Below are 17829 nucleotides of genomic sequence, written 5' to 3' on the forward strand. Positions count from 1 at the left end.
TGCACATCAGTACATCCCATAAGCTCTAATCAATTAGAGCAATAACCGTCATCATCGCAAAAATAACCGTCAAATATTGTAAAGATGAACGAAACATGATATTCGCCCATTTCATATCGTCCTTCATATAAAATCCTCTGAATGCAAGAAGTAACCACCATATATTTAACACCGTTGCTACAATAACAAATGGCATTCCAAGAGAAGTTAAGAAAAATGGAATAGGTAATAAGGTGATAATCCAAACAACCATTTGTCTTTTAGTCACTTCAAACCCAGCAACAACGGGAAGCATTGGTACACCAGCGGCTTTATAATCCTCATAACGTCGCATAGCGATGGCGAATGTATGTGGAATCTGCCAAATAAATAATAAAATGAATAGCATTATCGGTACAATATGATAGACCGAAGTCACAGCTGCCCAGCCAATGAGCGGTGTCACTGCTCCAGATACACTTCCAATGATCGTATTCAGTGTATAGCGGCGTTTTGTCCAAAATGTATATAAAACAACGTACGTAAACCAACCGATAAATGCATACAATACAGCAGACCAAGTTGTAAACAGAAGGAAACTAAAACCAATCAATGTCGCAATAATTCCCATCATTAGAACTGTCCTTAATGAAAAATGACCGGTGACAGTTGGACGGGCTTTCGTACGTTTCATATGTTTATCAAGGTCGACTTCATACCAATTATTTAAAATAAGAGCTCCAGCTATAATAAAGAAGCTACCGACCAAAGTGAAAACAAGTGAAGAGATATGATTAGAGAGGGCTTCTTCCGTAAAATAAAGCGCTAGTACATAGCCTGTCAGAACAGGCATCACATTAATAATTAATACAACAAATTTAAGGAGTGATTTAAGATCTTGTAAAAATGAACGCGCTTTTGATTGTTTCAATGACTGTTCATGATGCGATGTTTGATTTAACTGATTCATCTGTAATCCCTCCCCACTGTAAAATTAGACAGATATACATTATCTTATCACGAAACAATCCTTGATTCTAGCAATTGGCTATAAACCATACCGAAGATAAGGTAGATTTAGTCCAAATGGCGTTTTTACTCCACCTGACCCTTAATTTGCACTTATGTCGTACAGAACTTACTAATGTCGATGTTGACACAGGACGTGCAAATGCTTTTCGGTGGGACGAGTAACCGCAGTCCCAGGCGTTGCGACAGGACGTCGCGTATTTAGCCTGCGCAGCATAGGACGTGCAAATGCAAACGCTTTTCGGTGGGACGAGTAACCACAGTCCCAGGCGTTGCGACAGGACGTCGCGTATTTAGCCTGCCTTCCCCTGTCTTCGGGAATTTTAGTAACATCGCGAAGATATTTCCTAGGCAATATTACCGGTCTAAAATTGTGCCATCACTCATATATTAACAACTGGTCGTTCAATTTTTTATTAATCTTTAGGAGGAACATCACATGACTGTCACTGATTATCAACTGACTCTCGATTTACCGCTTCAAAATGTCTGGACTTTTCTTGACGATTTTAATAACTGGGCGAGTTTTGTGGATGGATACATAAATCATCGCGAGATTAATCCATTACAATCTATTTGGACTTTTAAAGGCGAATTTGGCTTAATTGAAAAATCCATACGGCTTAGAGTTGATCGAGTTAAAACAACCCACCCGTATCATATGCTCGTACACTTTTCTAGCCTACAAAATAAATTGTCAGGAGAGGCTTGCCTACATGCGAATGATTTCGGTAACAATGAAACAAAAATTGATGCCACCATTAAGCTTAAAGTAAAAGGTATGCCTGGCCCTTTGATTCGTCCGATTGTCAAAAATATGTTGCCTAAAATGCTTAATCAACTAGGTAAGCGTATCAAAACAGAAATATTAAGAAAACAACCTGCACTCATTATGTAATCGTTCGGATTATTTAACGTAAATTGGAAAAACAACCCATTTGTATCCGTTTTCTATCATTTACATGTAAAAAAAATCCTTATAAATTGAACGATATTATTAAAAATGTTATTATTGTTCGTATGCAAAACAGTTTGAACAGCGCGTTAAACAGATTGGAGTTAATACGATGGAAACATATGAAATAACAATAGCAGGAATAACACGACAACTACCGATAGTTAAAGTGAAAGAAGATTTACAGATTGCGAGTTTCGTTATTTTAGGAGATGCTGAAATGACGACAGCTGCCGCAAAATTATTAAGCGAACAACTTCCCGAAGTTGACTTGCTCGTTACTGCTGAAGCAAAAGGGATTCCATTAGTTCATGAACTTGCAAAACAGTTAAATATGCCTCGCTATATTGTTGCAAGAAAAAGCGTTAAAGCATATATGCAACAGCCTTTCATTAGTGAAGTGACATCAATGACAACCCAAAGTAAACAACTGCTTTGCCTTGGAACAGATGATGTCACCCACATTAAAGGCAAACGAATTGCCCTGATTGATGATGTCATCAGTACAGGAGATTCCATTCGTGCTTTGGAAGATCTTGTAGAAAAAGCTGGTGGAAAAATTACTGCAAAAGCGGCTATTTTAGCGGAAGGCGACGCGGCTAATCGAAATGATATTATTTATTTAGAGAAATTACCACTCTTTTAAATGAAACGGGTCATCCTTTTATATATAATAGGATGACCCTTAATAGATTAAAGGGACGATCTGATTTCGCCTGTTCCTAGGAGACTCATCAACTCTAATTCTCTTTATCTATTACGATTAAGCTGTTTGATCATGTCAATCCTTTCCCTTGTTTGTTGCCAATTGATAGAAAACAACAACCAATTTTCGCCAATTCGCTCTACATTTAAGATGATATTTTCTTTACTCAGCGGAGGCAATTTTGTTTTATGTATGATGTTGTTCTTCCCCTATATCTTCTAGTAAAATAATCGCGTCTTTCCCTTCAAATCGATCAATATGCCCACTATATTGTTCACATTGGCTAAATAATGGTGTCTTATGTTGCGGAAAATAAGTCAATGTTTTTACATATGGATTTAGTAAAAAAGAGGTCACTCCAATTATTACAGCGAATTTTTCTAGCAAGAAACATGGACTCCTTCCTCATGTTTTCTTTATTATCGGTTATTTTTCTTTTACGTGCATACAAGCATAATAAATATATACGTAGTTACGCCATGATAAAATATGTTTTTCCTCTAGTTAAAGTCGCATTTTTCTATCTGACTAACACTTAATCAGTTGATTTTACATCTAATTTGTGTAAATTAATGATAGACAATAGATTTGGGGGAATAAGTTTGAAACGCTATTTAGCATTATTAATCACCATGATACTCTTCATGACAGGGTGTCAATTACAAGTAAATGATTCACTAGAATCAAAAGAAAAAACTGGTGCAATAGAAACCACCACAAATGACGAACAGACTTCTACTTCAGAAACAAAATCAAAGTCAGCACCGAAAGAAGAGAAGAAAGAAAACATACAAAAAGAAAAGAAGCAAACTAAAACAAGTCATAAACAGCCTAACTCAACATTGACGATTCACTATATTGATGTCGGACAAGCAGATGCGACATTGTTTACATATGACAATCACGCCATTTTATTTGATACAGGTGATTGGAAACGGAGTGATACCGTTGAATATTTAGAACGAATTGGCGTGACGGGGCTTGATTTAATCATTATTAGTCACCCGGATGCAGACCATATTGGGCAATTACCAGAAATAATCAATTCATTTAATGTTGACGAAGTGTGGATGTCCGGTAATGAAAGCTCGTCACAAGTTTTCCAACGGTCAATTGAAGGAATATTAGCAAACGATATTAACTATCATGAACCACGAACAGGTGAATCGTTTACAATCGGGGCACTTGAGGTGGAGGTCGTTCATCCACAAACAATATCTGGTCATGTGAATGAAGAATCATTATCTGTACACTTTACTTATGGCGAACATCAATTTTTATTTACAGGTGATGCTGACACACAAGCTGAAACACAAATGCTTCATACGAATCAAAACTTAAAAGCAAATGTATTACATATCGGTCATCATGGATCAAACACATCAAGTGGACAATCATTTCTCGATTCAGTTCAACCTGAGATTGCCATTATCAGTGTTGGTGAGAACAATTCTTATGGGCATCCTCATCCAGATATTTTGAACCGATTGGAGAACTCTGGGATTCAGATATATCGAACCGATCTTAATGGCACCATCCAGTTAACGACAGATGGAAAAAACTATTCAATAAAAACAGTGAAAACAATCAGTGCGAAAAAAGAACAACAGAAACAGCCGAATCTATCACCAAAGAAGAAAAAAGCAAAGCCGGCTGCGAATAAGTCCACAACCAAAAACTGTATTAACCTTAATAAAGCTTCAGTTGAAGAGTTACAAAACATCACTCATATCGGGCCAGACCGAGCAGAACAAATCACTAAATTACGCCCATTCTCATCTGTTGAAGAACTATCGAGAGTCAAAGGCATTGGACCAGCCCGAATCAAAGATATTAAAGATGAAGGCTTAGCTTGTACAAAATAAGGAGGACTTGCTAATGAAAGGAATTCTTGATCGTTTTGAAGGAAACTTAGCAGTTATTTTAGTTGAAGCGGCAAAAGAAGAATTCACCGTACCAAAACACAAGTTACCACCTGGAAGTCAAGTGGACACATATTTCGAATTAAAAAAAGACGGACAATCCTATCAAATTATCAAGATTGCTGAATCAAAAACGAAAGTAGAAAAACAAAAAACGAGCGACTTAATGGCAAAATTACGCGCTCGTAAAACCGGAAGTAAGTATAAAAAATAACTTACTATTGTCCTTACTTCAGTGATGTTTAGTGGGTAGTAAGGCTTACGGGTACTTCACATCAGATTTCGAGACTGTTGTACCCGTAGCACGCACCTTACAGGTATTTCACACCCTGGACTACGCCACGCTTGTCGTTCACACGATTTCCTTTTTACGACGGTAAAATCCTATACAACCTAATAGGATAATCACACTGCCAATCGCTAAATAATTGTACATATTTGTACTTGTATTAGGTAACTTCTTACCAACTTTCTCTTGTTCGTCAGCTGTATTATCAGGTGATTGGTTTACATGTTTTTCACTATGACGCTGCTTTTCCTGTTCCTCACCTTGTTTATTCTGATTAGACTTTTTCATCGCTGTAAAATCAAATACCGCTCCCTCGCCCGACAGATATTTTTGATAAGCAAGTAAAGCTAAAAAAGCTTGCTGAGTTGCCATGACATTCGATTCTTCGTGGATCACATGTTTAAAACCCCCATCTTGAGCTACATACTTGAATAAATGTTCGAGTAAATGTCCACCAGGTGTCGTAAAAGCATCACTTGTCGGATCGATATCTAAAGCTGTAAGCGCGATAATCACTTGTGATGTCGTTTCACTTGGATGGCCACTCCATTCATCATAGTAACCACCAACTTCTTGCAATTCTTCTTTTAAAAATCTAAGCGCATGATCAATCGCTTGTTTAATATTTTTTTCATGTTGGTATGGAGCAAGTGCTTGTAAGACCATCGCCGTAATATCAACCGTTGACACATCACCAAACCAAGCCCAGCCACCATCAGAGAGTTGTGTGTGAAGCAGCGTATCAACAAGGTGTTTTCGAACGTGTTCATCTGCCTCGTAAGCACCACTATCCAATGCTAGTAAGCCATAAATAACAGAATTAATGGATGGCGATGCTTTTTTAAACTCTGGGTGCTGCACCAATTTATCAATTAAATGAAAACCATTAAAATCATTCGCATCTTCACCTAATGCTGTTAAAGTGATGATGATTTTCTCCAATGCAAAAATATTCTCTACAACATTTTCATCTTTAAGCACTTGTTTGATGCTTTCTCTATATGTTCCTGAAATTGGTTCATTTGTGTGGACCCAGCCCCAAACCCACCATTCATCACCGTACTCGAGATTACCCTGTTGCACAATATACCCCATGGTTTGCTTAATCTGCTTTTGAATAAGCGAATTTGAAAAAGGAGGTATTTTCTTTAATCGTTCTCTCTGTTCTAAAACATTATCCGAAACATCGACGACTTTTGAATCGTCTGCTTTCTCTTTTGTATCTTTCTTTTCGTTCTGTGGTTCATCAACAACCGGTTTAGAGTGAATGTCTTCTTGTTTCTGTGGTACTTCCAATTCAATAGAGAGTTGATCCCCATCAGCAACTTGATACGCAGCAACCTTTTCTTCTATTAATTCATCATTAATAGTGACACGTAAAACTTCTTTCGAATCAATCACGTAAACAAAATGGCCGTCATCCATGCTTAGCGTAAGTGGCTTATCAGCTTTTGTTGCTAATTGAGACAACACATCATAAACGGTCGCATATGCAGAAACTGTTACCTCTGTTTCAGGAATAATTGATTCCCCAACAACATTTGAAACCGAAACATCGACAGCAACCGATGGATCAAAATCATCTAGATCCCTTAACGCCAACATAAGATGATCGCCATGGTTCACTTCGTATGATGAGATACCTGTATCAGCGCTTTTCCCATTAACTACAAACGACCAAAAAAATTGATCTGCTCCATCTTTTCCTGCAATTGCCTGAATAAAGGCTCCATACTCTGTATCTGTATAATCGACATCAATTCCTAGTTTTTCAGCACCAGCTAACCATGCTCCTAATGCTGTTTCATCATCTGATACCGGGACAACGGTTACCGGAACAACAATCTCACCATGTTCATCAACAGCGGAGATCATGACCGCCTTATCGAATGATTCCGCTTGGGTAACATGATGTTGTAACAAATTTAACTGACTAAAAAGTAAGAAAAACGTAAAAATGATGGCTAATCTCTTTCTCAATGATTAAACCTCCTTTGATTTTGAATATGTTGTTAAAAACTGTTCAACGTCATATGCTGTTGGCATACCACCCTGTGCACCCATCTTTGTAACCGAAAGAGCTGAAGCGGCGTTAGCCATTCTAACTGCACAATCAAGCGGTTGACTTCTTGCTAATTGATTAGCAAATGCCCCATTAAACGTATCCCCTGCACCTGTTGTATCAACAACTGGTACAGTAAAAGCTGGAATCAACTCATCATTTTTGATTATATGTACGCCTTGTTCACCTAATGTCATAACGATTTTATGCTGTAATTGAACATCAAGCTTATGAACATGCATCGCTTCTGCTTCCGTTTCATTCGGTGTCACGTAGGTTACCTTATGAAGTAATTCTCCTGGTAAAGCTTGAAAAGGAGCTGGATTTAATATGACATCAATCCCACACGCATGCGCCAAGTCGACTGTATAGGCAATTGTCTCGAGCGGAATTTCCAATTGTAAAAGAACCACATCACTTTGTTCAATCAATTGGCGATGCTGTTTAACGACATCTGGTGTCAACTGATGATTTGCTCCTGGTGCAACGATAATTCGGTTGTCGTTATTAGACAAAATAATATTCGCAACCCCTGTTGGTTCATTTTGAATGACCATTACCCCTTCTGAGTGAATGCCTTCCTTTTTTAAATGATTGATTAAATCATGACCAAACACATCATCACCGACCGCCCCAATCATCGTTACTTCTGAACCTAATCTAGCAGCAGCAACTGCTTGATTTGCCCCTTTTCCACCTGGGTATGTCGCAAATTGTTCCCCTAAAACAGTTTCTCCTTGTGCTGGCATTTTTTTAGTGGTCATTACAACATCCATATTAATGCTTCCGACCACACAGACACGATTTTTCTTTTCTACCATGATGTACACCCTTTCGAACATTAATCTGCTAAAATTATACCATGTACCCTATTAAATATAATGTGATTTCACAATTAATTTTCGCCTTTTTCATAGATTTTTCGTCATAATTCCATTATAATATATACGTTGCCTAAAATGACTCACATCCTTCTTTTCAATAACTCATTTTATGTGGTATTTTTTTATATTTTGTGAAAACCTTTTCTTTTTTTATGGTCAAGAAAGGGATTTCACTTATCAGAACATCACGAATAATAAACATTATAGCAAATTTGGAGGTAAGTTAAATGAGTTGGATTAAAAATTTCTTTCTGTATTTATCAGAGAACCAGATGCTTAACAAAGGAGCCAAACGCTGGGGTTTAAAACTCGGAGCACAGTCTGTTGTTGCAGGTACAAACATTCCGGAAATGATTGAAAGTATTAAAAAACTAAACCAACACGGGATCTCCTGCACAATCGATAACCTAGGCGAATTTGTTTTTGAAAAAGAGGAAGCGACTCAAGCTAAAGAAGAAATCATTCGTGTCATCGAAGCCATTCATGAACATGAAGTCGATGCACATATCTCTTTAAAGCCGACACAACTTGGTTTAGATATCGATTATGACTTTTGCTTAGCCAATTTAAAAGAGATTATGGAAAAAGCAAAATCATATGACATCTTCGTTAATATGGATATGGAAGATTACGATCATTTACAGCCATCATTCGACTTATTAGATGAGCTTGCTAAAGAATATGATAATATTGGAACAGTTATTCAAGCATACTTCTTTGAATCTGTTGATAATGTTCAAACATATAAAGATTACCGTTTGCGTCTTGTTAAAGGTGCTTATAAAGAACCAGAAACTGTTGCCTACCAAGATAAAAAAGATATCGACGCAAACTTCCTAAAATTGATTGAATATCATCTATTAAGTGGTAAATTTACTTCTATTGCAACACATGATCATCATGTCATCGATTATGTGAAGAAATTTGTTAAAGAAAATAACATACCAAATGATAAATTCGAATTCCAAATGCTCTACGGTTTCCGTAAAGACTTACAAATCGAATTAGCTAAAGAAGGTTACAACTTCTGTACGTATGTACCATTTGGCGAAGACTGGTACGGTTACTTTATGCGTCGTTTAGCTGAACGCCCACAGAACCTCAACCTCGTCGCTAAACAAGTATTTAATAAAAAGACAAATACGATTCTCGGTGTAGCAGCAGGTGCCTTCTTACTCGGAAGATTAACAAAGAAGAGAAATAAAAATAAAGAAGACTAATCCAAAAGTAGAAAAAAAGATTGTTCTGTAGAGGAACAGTCTTTTTTTATTCATATATAAAATCCCTCCCACTTGGGGAAGGATTTTAGTTAATGTTAATTCAATTGTAGTGATTTCTTAGCATTCATAATTGCTTCAATTACATAATCAGCTTTTACAACTTCAGCTTCTTTTAATAAGCTATCTTTTGACACATCATTATGTTCCATACAAGAAGAACAAACTTTGAACTTACCACCATTTTCTAAATAAGCCGGTAGTAATTTTTTAATTGGTAAGAATGGTTCACCGATATCAATTTTATCCGCATATCCTTCTGCTGCTAAATTAACAGCATCAGATAACAATAAAATTTCCACCGAGTAACCTTGTTCTAATGCTTTAACCCCCATTGTAAAAGCGATTGTCACGTTATTAGCATCTCTTTCGTGTGCAGTTAGTGTAATTAATAAATCTGTTTGACTCATTTTGACAGACCTCCATTTATTTTTAATACCCGTACAGGTATATAATGCATGATTGTGCATGCAAAAATCAATTATTTTGCCCGAGAATCTAAATGTTTTTTAATTAGTATACGCTATTGCTTGGAAAACATGCCGTCCCAAACAATCCGTTCATATTGAACTGGGTCGGTATTCCCTTCCGTATTAATAAATAATACATTTGCTTTATCATCTAATTGCAATTGTTCACGCAATGGAAGATATGTATCATTTCGCATGATTTCTATAAAAGTACCAAATGGAGCGGCACCCGATTCACCTGCAATAATCCGTGGGTCATTATCAAGAGGGTGTCCTAAGATACGCATCCCTTGTGCTGCCGTTTCATCAGGTACAGAAATAAATAGATCAACCGTATCTTTTAACAGATTCCAAGCGACTGGATTCGGTTTTCCACATGATAAGCCAGCCATAATCGTCTGTAAATCACCTGTCACAATTTGTGCTTCTCCATCATGCTGACGTGCTGATTGATAAAAACAATTCGCTGCATGTGGTTCAACGAGGATAATTTTTATTTTCTCTTTTCCGTCATATTGTAGAAAAAACTGTACCATCGAAGCAGCGAATGAACCAACGCCAGCCTGTAAGAAAATATGAGTTGGACGCTGATTCCCTAAAGAATCAACAGTTTCTAAGGCAACTGTTTGATAGCCCTCCATAATCCATTGCGGAATTTTCTCATAGCCAGCCCAAGCGGTATCTTGAACAAAAACCCAATTATTTCTCTTAGCAAGATTCGCACAATATTCAACTGTCTCATCATAATTCACATCTGTTACATACGCTTTTGCGCCTGTCCGCAGTATATGATCCACTCTTAAAGGAGATGCTCCTTTTGGCAAATATATAATCGCCCGGTGGCCAAGTTGCTCAGCCGCCCAAGCAACACCACGCCCGTGATTACCATCAGTAGCCGAAATAAATGTTAACTCTCCCAATGTATCTTTTGTGGCTTGCAATTGTTCAAATGTCAACTTTTGAAAATCAACCTCTAACCGTTCAGCGATATATTTTCCAATCGCATAGGTTGCCCCCAATACTTTAAAAGCTTGTAAATCAAAGCGTGATGATTCATCCTTAACAAAAATATTCCCTACCCCTAGGTACGTACTCAGGTGATTAAGCCGGTGAAGTGATGTTGGTGTATACGCTGGTATTGTCCCATGATAGCGTTTAACAACTTGACTAATCGATACAATATCGGAGTTCTCTCCCACTGTCTTCCTTACTCGATGCTTATTATCTACCCATTTCATCTTAACTTCCCCCTCGTATAGTATGTTTAGACATTATTTTTCGCCTTTTCAATTTGATTAATTCATAAAAATTTGTCTCTGCTAGTGCACGTTACTTTCCACTGCAGGCGGACGCTTTCCGTTCCAAGTAACTTGGTTTGGATAAAATTTATTAGTTAGTAGTGACCTTAAATTAATATGGCAAATGTCTTAGACGTTCCATAATTCCTAAATAATAAATGAAAAAGATGTTCTTCCGTTTACTAAATGTTAACGAAAGAACATCTTTTCTGCAAATTATGATTTAAACTCCGAAAACTCATTTTCAGCATGAAGTTCAAGCGTTTCAATCGTTGAACGTAAGCTTCTTCTAATATGTGCACGCATTGCTTCCTCAACTTGATCAGCCTGTTTCAATTGCAGTAATGTCAATATTTGACGGTGTTCTTGTAGGACGGCTTCCGGTTCATAACTTGGATTGGCATAGCTACTAATACGACGGTATCTTGCTATTCGACTTTCTAACTGTTTTAGAAAATGTGTCGCTACCTCATTAGCACTCGCCTTTTGTAAAACTTTATGGAATTCCGCTCCGTATTTAACCAAATCTTCTTTCCGCTTCGTTTTTGCAGAGGCTTCCATCAACACAAGGACATCCTCTAGCGCATGAAAGTCACGTTCAGTCAACTTATGAGTCGCTTCTTTAGCAATGAGCCCTTCAAGTACTTCACGCACTTTAAACACATCTTCCGCTTCCTTAATCGTGATCGGGGCGACAATCATTCTACCATTCGGTTGCTTAATGACTAAACGCTCCAGTTCAAGCCGATATAATGCTTGCCTAAGTGGCGTACGACTCACCTCAACCTCTTTTGACAGTAGTTCTTCTACTAAATGTGTGTTCGGGGCATATTCTAGCTTAATTATTTTTTCTTTAATATGTTGATATGCGACATCACTCGCTGATGCACGCCGATTATAATGAACCATACAAATTCCTCTTTCTATATCTACTCCCACTATTTTACATGAAAAAACTTATTATGACATCCTTAGCGATTATTTTCATCCAATGTCGGAATCACCGTTTTAGCAATCGACTCATCAAGTGCCTCATATCCAAAATAATCGATAATATCATATAGTTCTTCGCGTGTTTGCATATCATCCAAGACATTTTTTTGTGTTCCGGTTTGATATATTTCGGTAAAGATGCGTTCATATGCTTTGGCTGCGGCGCGTAAAGATGTCACCGGATAGAGTACCATCTGATAACCTAACTCGGAAAATTCATCCGCCGTATAATACGGTGTCCGACCAAATTCTGTCATATTGGCGAGTAATGGCACATCAATCGCTTTAGAAAAAGTTTTAAAATCTTCTCTTGTCTGCATCGCCTCAGGGAAAATTGCATCAGCACCTGCCTCTACATATGCTTTGGCACGTTCGATTGCATTATCTAGCCCTTCCACACTTCCAGCATCAGTACGTGCAACGACATACAAAGTAGGTGCTACTTGCTTCGCCATTTTAATTTTTTCAACCATCTCGTCTGTTGAAATAAGTTGCTTTCCATTTAAATGACCGCATTTTTTCGGAATCTTTTGGTCTTCTATTTGTACAGCTGCGACATTTGCTTCGACTAATTCACGAACCGTACGTGCTACGTTTAATGGCCCACCAAATCCGTGATCGGCATCAACTAGTAAAGGTAGATTTGTTGCGCGAACAATTTCACGAGCGCGCTCTGCTACTTCTGTCGAATTTAATAACCCGATATCTGGAATCCCTAAACTCGCAGTGAACGCTCCACCTGATAAATACAGCGCTTGAAAACCTACTTTTTTGGCAACTAAACCGGCCATCGCATCATGGGACCCAACAATTTTTAATATCTCTGTTTGCTCAACTAATTGTCTAAATTCGATACTTAATTGCTCTTGTGTTTTCTGTTGACTCGTTAACCATGTCATCTTCATTCCTCCTCTGTTAAAACGGAAATGTCTCTTCGACTTAAAACGTGAAGAGACATTTCACTAAAATTAAATCACCATTAAATCCATAAATTCATTGACATCTGTTTCCATTAACTTATCATGATTATTTAGCACATCAAAAATCTGCTTCGCTTGTTTTTCAGGGAAACGCGTTTGCACATTTTCAATAAACTTTTCAATTAATAATGGAATCCCTTCATCTCTTCTCCGGCGATGACCGACCGGATACTCTCTTTCTACTAATTCTGTTGTTGTCCCATCCGTAAAGAAGACTTGCACAGCATTTGCAATCGAACGTTTTTCAGGGTCTAAGTAATCTTTACTATATGTTTTATTTTCGACAACTTCCATTTTATCGCGTAATTCATCGATGACAGGATTCTTTGCAAAGTCATCTTCATAACTATCAGCTGTCACATCACCAAACAACAAGCCGACCGCTGTAATATATTGTAAGCAGTGATCGCGGTCTGCTGGGTTATAAAGTGGTCCCTTTTTATCAATGATACGAATAGCAGATTCATGAGTTACAATTTTGACTTTATCAATTTGATCGATACGGTCTTTCACCACTTCATGTAAATCAATCGCACATTCTAAAGCTGTTTGGGCATGGAATTCTGCTGGATAGGAAATCTTGAATAAGACATTTTCCATCACATAAGCATCTAAATCCATCGCTAGTGTAATTTCCTTTCCATTCATGACAACATCTTCAAAGCCCCAGTCCTTTGCTGTTAGTGAAGTCTTATAGCCCATCTCACCTTTTAATGTTTTAAAAGCAAGTCGAACGGCACGCGCTGTTGCATCACCAGCTGCCCAAGATTTTCTTGAACCTGTATTTGGTTCATGACGATACGTCCGTAAAGCGCCTGTATCAATCCACGCATTAGATAGGCAATCAACAATTTCTTCTTTTGTGCCACCGAGTAAATGCGTCACAACAGCAGCTGAAGCAATTTTGACAAACATGACATGGTCGAATCCAACTCGGTTGAGACTATTGTCTAACGCAAGGACACCTTGAACTTCATATGCTTTAATCGCTGCTTCTAACACATCTTTCATCTTTAATGGTTCTTTTCCTTCACTAACACGTTTACGGCTCATATAGTCGGCTACTGCTAAAATGCCACCGAAGTTATCAGATGGATGTCCCCACTCTGCCGCTAACCATGTATCATTATAATCAAGCCAACGAATGAGCGTCCCAATATCAAATGCCCCTTCAATCGGATCTAAGTAAAATGATGTCCCAGGAACTCGCGAGCCAACTGGTACCGTTGTTCCAGGTACGACGGGTCCTAAATGTTTCGTACATTCTGGATAACGTAACGCTAGAAACGCCACACCTAAACTATCCATCAACGCATAGCGTGCCGTTTCAAAAGCGAGGTCACTCGTAATCTCCTTATTAACGACATAATCAGCAATCGCTTCCAACACGTGGTCGGTTACTTGTGTTGTTTTCTCTTCAACTTTCTCCATCATAACCCCTCCGTTAAAATAATTTTCAGTTTACTTATGTATAATTGTATACAAATATACATAAGTTGTCAACGTATTTTGTTTAACTCAAAAAGATGATTATATAAACTATAACTGAAAGATGAGGAAAAAATACCAAGTTCAAATGGTTGTCAAAGACCCCATTGATAATAAGTTTTGTGATAAAAGGTTGAATACGTATATGAGTCCAGGTTGCGCGATTTTTCCCCGGGGTCGCGCGATTTGGACTGGAGTCGCGTGATTTCACCCTGAGGTCGCGCGATTCTACCCCAGGTTGCGTGATTTTTGTATAAGTACATAAAAAAGAGCTGTCTAAAAGTCAAAAATGACTATTAAATAGCTCCTACTCTTCATTATTATTATGGTGAAAAAATATAAGGACGCACCAAGACAAATAAGCCAATTGCAACAAACGCTTCTGTAACAGGTAAAGCTAACCAAATACCATAGACGTCAAAATAATATGGCAAAACAAGCAGCATCGCAATTAATATCACAAAACCGCGGCATAATGTAATAATGATTGAAGGTCGCGCTTGACCAATCGCTTGGAAATACGTCATATATACGAAGTTAATACCCATAAATAAATATCCGATAAAAAACAATTTAATGCCACTTGTTGCTAGGCGGGTAATTTCATCAGATGATACACCAAAGATACGGACAAAAAAGTCAGCTCCTAGCCAACCAGCAATGAAAAAAACAAACCCAAGAATAATCGCCGTCAATTCGGCTACTTTAATCGTTTCCTTAATCATGTCATGCTTTTTTGCTCCGTAGTAATAGCTGATTAATGGTTGAACAGATGAACCTATCCCAATAAACGCTAAGAACATAAACGTATGTAAATAATTAATCACAGAAAAAGCAGCTAGCCCATTCGTCCCAACATAATAAGACATCGCTAAATTATAACCAATAACAAAAACACCGACTCCAACTTCGGATAGGAAGCTTGGAAACCCTATTGCACTTATTTTCTTTAGCAAACTTTTATCCCATGAAATACGTACAAATCTTAAACCGGACCCTTTTCTAAAAAACTGCATCATTAATACTATTAGTCCAATTGCAGTTGCGATAACCGTCGCAAGAGCTGCACCTTTTACTTCCATTTTCAAAATAAATATCATCCAATAGTTTAAACCGACATTTAACAGTGCCGATACAATGAGCGCCATCATAGCTAATCGGGGGCCACCGTCATTTCGCACAAAAATACTTAATGCCGTTTCCCACGTTATAATTAACGAAAATAAAAGCAATATTCCCATATAGTCTAAAACATAGCTCAATGTTTCATCATTAGCACCAAAAAAGTAAGCAATCGACTCCATATTAAAATAACTTAAACCACTCACAACACATGTTGAAACTGTGACAAACACAGTCGCTAGAGTAAAAATAAATCTCGCTTGATTGTATTTACCTTCCCCCATCGCAATCGAATAAAGCGTCCCGCCACCAACGCCAATCAACAAAGCAATCGAGATTATAATAGAAAAGACAGGTACTGCTACATTTACACTCGCTAAAGCTACTGACCCAATTCCATTTCCGACAAATATACCATCTATTACAATATTGACAGACATCAACATCATACCGAATAAAGTTGGTAAAAAATATTGAAAGAAACTTTTTATGACTGGTTGTGTCGCTAATTTCTCATGTAATGAAGACAACGACTTCACTCCGTTTCACTAAGCTACTCACCACTTAATCAATGGCAGAGGTGGGAGACTTTTGACTATTATTGTAATAAACTTCTAATCTCATTTTAAAATGGGAGCAAAGAAAAGTCCAAAAAGGTCCCCCTATTTAAATTAGGAGGACCGATTATATCACAATTATTCCTCTTCAATTCCATAAAACTTCCACAATAGAAATGTAAACAATGATACAGAGAAAATCATTCCCGATAGCCAGATTGTTAACATGGAATTAATCCACATAAAAACCCCTCCCCTCCTATTAATGAATTGGTATTATGCCTCGACTGGACGTTTGAAAATATTAGCTAGTACAAACATAGAAATAATTCCAATTAATGTCGCCCAACCACCTGCGGCCAATGGACTTGATTCAATACCAGTAAAGACAATGATTAAATATGCTGTCATCCCAATAATCATCGACCCTTCTGCAGCACGTGGTGATGCCTTCTTTTTACCAAAAACAGCATACATAATCGGACCTAATGTTCCTGCTGAAACGCCTGAAATACCGACCCACATAAGATCTGCTAAAAACGATGGTGGGTTGAGAACGAGTAAAGCAGCTACAACCCCTACACCTAAGACAGCGATTCGGCTAATTTTCAATGCAATTTTATCCACATTTTCTTCTTTCACTTTTATAATGTTACGTTTTACAAGCACTTTTTTGAAAATATCATTTGCAAATACCGTAGACATAACAACAAATAAACCGTCTGTCGTTGATAAAGCCGCTGCTAAAATAACGACAGCGACAAATGCTGCCAAAAATGCAGGAAAACCCCATGCGACATATTCTAATAATGCCAAATCAGCCGCTTCTAAACCAGGAACAGCTACACGTGCATACAATCCACCAAATAAAACGAATAAACACATAGCCGCTGCAACGATATAAACGATAATCATCTTTCTAAGATCACGACGTCTTTTTAAAGATAATACTTTATTAAATAATTGTGGTTGTGCTGAAAAAGAAAACTGGATAATTAATAAGCCGATAACTGCTGAAAAAGCATAATAGTTTGAATCCGGATTGAATACTTCTAAAAGTTTTCCATCTTGTTGTGCTAGATTATCAGAGACATTCTTTAGTGTTGATGTAATACTTCCATCACCAAAGAAAATGATCCCTGAAACAAATACAATCAGCCCGGTAACAGCCATCATCACCGCTTGTACAGCATCTGTATACACATCTGCATAAGATCCACCGACATACACATATCCAACAACAATAACAGCAATTGCAATCAAACCTGTTAAATAATTGACTCCGAGCATATTTTGAAAGATTTGTGCCCCAGCTGAAAATTGAGCGGCGATATAAAACAAATTAAATAACATAATTAACCCCGAACCAACACGTAAAAAATCACTATTATAATAGTCTCCTAGCCAATCCGGTAAAGACAAGGAATTTTGAAAATCATTTTGTTTATGCACCGTTTTTGCAATCGTAATAAATCCAAGTGGTGCAGAAATGAAGATTGCTAGATATAGCCAAAGATTACTAAACCCCCAGGCATAAGAATAACCCGGATATCCCATAAATGTTGCTGCGCTAAATAAAGTTGCTGCAAGTGATAACCCCAGTACATAAGGGCCTAGACTTGCCCCACTGATTGCAAAATCCTCCATTGTTTTCGTTTTTCTAGCGGCATAGATACTTACACCGACCATTATTAACATAAATAGTGTAAATTGAATCCATAACCATGTGCTAACCACGATATCATCTCCTTTTTTTACTTGTATTAGCTCCCATTTACATTTAATTATCTTTTATATTTGCGCATAAAAAAAACGCTC

Annotated in this window: 16 protein-coding genes; 5 read left to right on the forward strand and 11 right to left on the reverse strand. The window is 37.5% G+C overall.

From position 1 onward, the window contains the following. Window positions 1-25: 25 nt before the first annotated feature. Complete coding sequence (cyoE, locus tag VIG73_RS02950) at window positions 26-949, reverse strand: heme o synthase (RefSeq protein WP_331639057.1); 924 nt, start codon at window positions 947-949, stop codon at window positions 26-28. 498 nt (window positions 950-1447) lie between these two features. Here cyoE and VIG73_RS02955 point away from each other — a divergent pair, with 498 nt between their 5' ends. Together VIG73_RS02955 and VIG73_RS02960 are read left to right on the forward strand one after the other, a co-directional pair. Then, window positions 1448-1906: an SRPBCC family protein gene (locus tag VIG73_RS02955; protein ID WP_331639058.1), complete on the forward strand. Its 459-nt coding sequence runs from the start codon at window positions 1448-1450 to the stop codon at window positions 1904-1906. A gap of 169 nt (window positions 1907-2075) precedes the next feature. Continuing rightward, entirely contained in the window at window positions 2076-2609 is a 534-nt protein-coding gene (locus tag VIG73_RS02960) for a phosphoribosyltransferase family protein (protein ID WP_331639059.1), read from the forward strand. A 246-nt stretch (window positions 2610-2855) separates the two neighbouring features. Here the strand turns inward: VIG73_RS02960 and VIG73_RS02965 are convergent, their stop codons facing one another. Beyond that, window positions 2856-3056: a hypothetical protein gene (locus VIG73_RS02965; protein ID WP_331639060.1), complete on the reverse strand. Its 201-nt coding sequence runs from the start codon at window positions 3054-3056 to the stop codon at window positions 2856-2858. Window positions 3057-3271: 215 nt separating this feature from the next. Between VIG73_RS02965 and VIG73_RS02970 the strand changes: the two genes are divergently transcribed. Together VIG73_RS02970 and VIG73_RS02975 are read left to right on the forward strand one after the other, a co-directional pair. Then, window positions 3272-4534: an MBL fold metallo-hydrolase gene (locus tag VIG73_RS02970; protein ID WP_331639061.1), complete on the forward strand. Its 1263-nt coding sequence runs from the start codon at window positions 3272-3274 to the stop codon at window positions 4532-4534. A 13-nt stretch (window positions 4535-4547) separates the two neighbouring features. Continuing rightward, window positions 4548-4805, forward strand: coding sequence for a DUF3006 domain-containing protein (locus VIG73_RS02975; RefSeq protein WP_331639062.1), 258 nt, complete (start codon window positions 4548-4550; stop codon window positions 4803-4805). 138 nt (window positions 4806-4943) lie between these two features. On the opposite strand, the gene VIG73_RS02980 is transcribed toward VIG73_RS02975, so the two are convergent. Both VIG73_RS02980 and rbsK read right to left on the reverse strand, forming a co-directional pair. Then, on the reverse strand, window positions 4944-6860 hold the full coding sequence (locus VIG73_RS02980) for a DUF4430 domain-containing protein (RefSeq protein WP_331639063.1): 1917 nt from the start codon (window positions 6858-6860) through the stop codon (window positions 4944-4946). Window positions 6861-6863: 3 nt separating this feature from the next. After that, window positions 6864-7763 (reverse strand): ribokinase, encoded by a 900-nt coding sequence (rbsK, locus tag VIG73_RS02985; RefSeq protein WP_331639064.1) that lies wholly within the window; start codon window positions 7761-7763, stop codon window positions 6864-6866. A 290-nt stretch (window positions 7764-8053) separates the two neighbouring features. On the opposite strand from rbsK, the gene VIG73_RS02990 reads away from it, so the two are divergent. Beyond that, the gene (locus VIG73_RS02990; protein ID WP_331639065.1) at window positions 8054-9046 is read left to right on the forward strand and encodes a proline dehydrogenase family protein; all 993 of its coding nucleotides are present in this window, start codon (window positions 8054-8056) and stop codon (window positions 9044-9046) included. 95 nt (window positions 9047-9141) lie between these two features. On the opposite strand, the gene VIG73_RS02995 is transcribed toward VIG73_RS02990, so the two are convergent. The 7 genes from VIG73_RS02995 to VIG73_RS03025 all read right to left on the reverse strand — a co-directional run bounded on the left by VIG73_RS02995 (window position 9142) and on the right by VIG73_RS03025 (window position 17748). Continuing rightward, window positions 9142-9513, reverse strand: coding sequence for a DsrE family protein (locus VIG73_RS02995; protein ID WP_331639066.1), 372 nt, complete (start codon window positions 9511-9513; stop codon window positions 9142-9144). Between the two features lie 113 nt (window positions 9514-9626). Beyond that, a complete protein-coding gene (locus VIG73_RS03000) occupies window positions 9627-10811 on the reverse strand; it encodes a diaminopropionate ammonia-lyase (RefSeq protein ID WP_331639067.1) in 1185 nt (394 codons plus the stop codon). A gap of 276 nt (window positions 10812-11087) precedes the next feature. Beyond that, on the reverse strand, window positions 11088-11780 hold the full coding sequence (locus VIG73_RS03005; protein WP_331639068.1) for a GntR family transcriptional regulator: 693 nt from the start codon (window positions 11778-11780) through the stop codon (window positions 11088-11090). Window positions 11781-11842: 62 nt separating this feature from the next. Continuing rightward, window positions 11843-12763: a methylisocitrate lyase gene (prpB, locus tag VIG73_RS03010; RefSeq protein ID WP_331639069.1), complete on the reverse strand. Its 921-nt coding sequence runs from the start codon at window positions 12761-12763 to the stop codon at window positions 11843-11845. Window positions 12764-12832: 69 nt separating this feature from the next. After that, entirely contained in the window at window positions 12833-14275 is a 1443-nt protein-coding gene (locus VIG73_RS03015) for a bifunctional 2-methylcitrate dehydratase/aconitate hydratase (protein ID WP_331639070.1), read from the reverse strand. A 380-nt stretch (window positions 14276-14655) separates the two neighbouring features. Beyond that, window positions 14656-15984, reverse strand: coding sequence for an MATE family efflux transporter (locus VIG73_RS03020; protein WP_331639071.1), 1329 nt, complete (start codon window positions 15982-15984; stop codon window positions 14656-14658). Window positions 15985-16287: 303 nt separating this feature from the next. After that, on the reverse strand, window positions 16288-17748 hold the full coding sequence (locus VIG73_RS03025) for a sodium:solute symporter family protein (protein WP_331639072.1): 1461 nt from the start codon (window positions 17746-17748) through the stop codon (window positions 16288-16290). Window positions 17749-17829: the final 81 nt, after the last annotated feature.

This window comes from Cerasibacillus sp., from assembly GCF_036516575.1.
Classification (GTDB): Bacteria; Bacillota; Bacilli; order Bacillales; family Amphibacillaceae; genus Cerasibacillus.

What these genes read in the sequence shown, in the direction of transcription:
- cyoE (WP_331639057.1), bottom strand. Translation starts at nt 949, where the DNA reads ATGAATCAGTTAAATCAAACATCGCATCATGAACAGTCATTGAAACAA.
- VIG73_RS02960 (WP_331639059.1), top strand. Translation starts at nt 2,076, where the DNA reads ATGGAAACATATGAAATAACAATAGCAGGAATAACACGACAACTACCG.
- VIG73_RS02990 (WP_331639065.1), top strand. Translation starts at nt 8,054, where the DNA reads ATGAGTTGGATTAAAAATTTCTTTCTGTATTTATCAGAGAACCAGATG.
- VIG73_RS03015 (WP_331639070.1), bottom strand. Translation starts at nt 14,275, where the DNA reads ATGGAGAAAGTTGAAGAGAAAACAACACAAGTAACCGACCACGTGTTG.
- VIG73_RS03005 (WP_331639068.1), bottom strand. Translation starts at nt 11,780, where the DNA reads ATGGTTCATTATAATCGGCGTGCATCAGCGAGTGATGTCGCATATCAA.
- prpB (WP_331639069.1), bottom strand. Translation starts at nt 12,763, where the DNA reads ATGACATGGTTAACGAGTCAACAGAAAACACAAGAGCAATTAAGTATC.
- rbsK (WP_331639064.1), bottom strand. Translation starts at nt 7,763, where the DNA reads ATGGTAGAAAAGAAAAATCGTGTCTGTGTGGTCGGAAGCATTAATATG.
- VIG73_RS02975 (WP_331639062.1), top strand. Translation starts at nt 4,548, where the DNA reads ATGAAAGGAATTCTTGATCGTTTTGAAGGAAACTTAGCAGTTATTTTA.
- VIG73_RS02995 (WP_331639066.1), bottom strand. Translation starts at nt 9,513, where the DNA reads ATGAGTCAAACAGATTTATTAATTACACTAACTGCACACGAAAGAGAT.
- VIG73_RS03000 (WP_331639067.1), bottom strand. Translation starts at nt 10,811, where the DNA reads ATGAAATGGGTAGATAATAAGCATCGAGTAAGGAAGACAGTGGGAGAG.
- VIG73_RS02955 (WP_331639058.1), top strand. Translation starts at nt 1,448, where the DNA reads ATGACTGTCACTGATTATCAACTGACTCTCGATTTACCGCTTCAAAAT.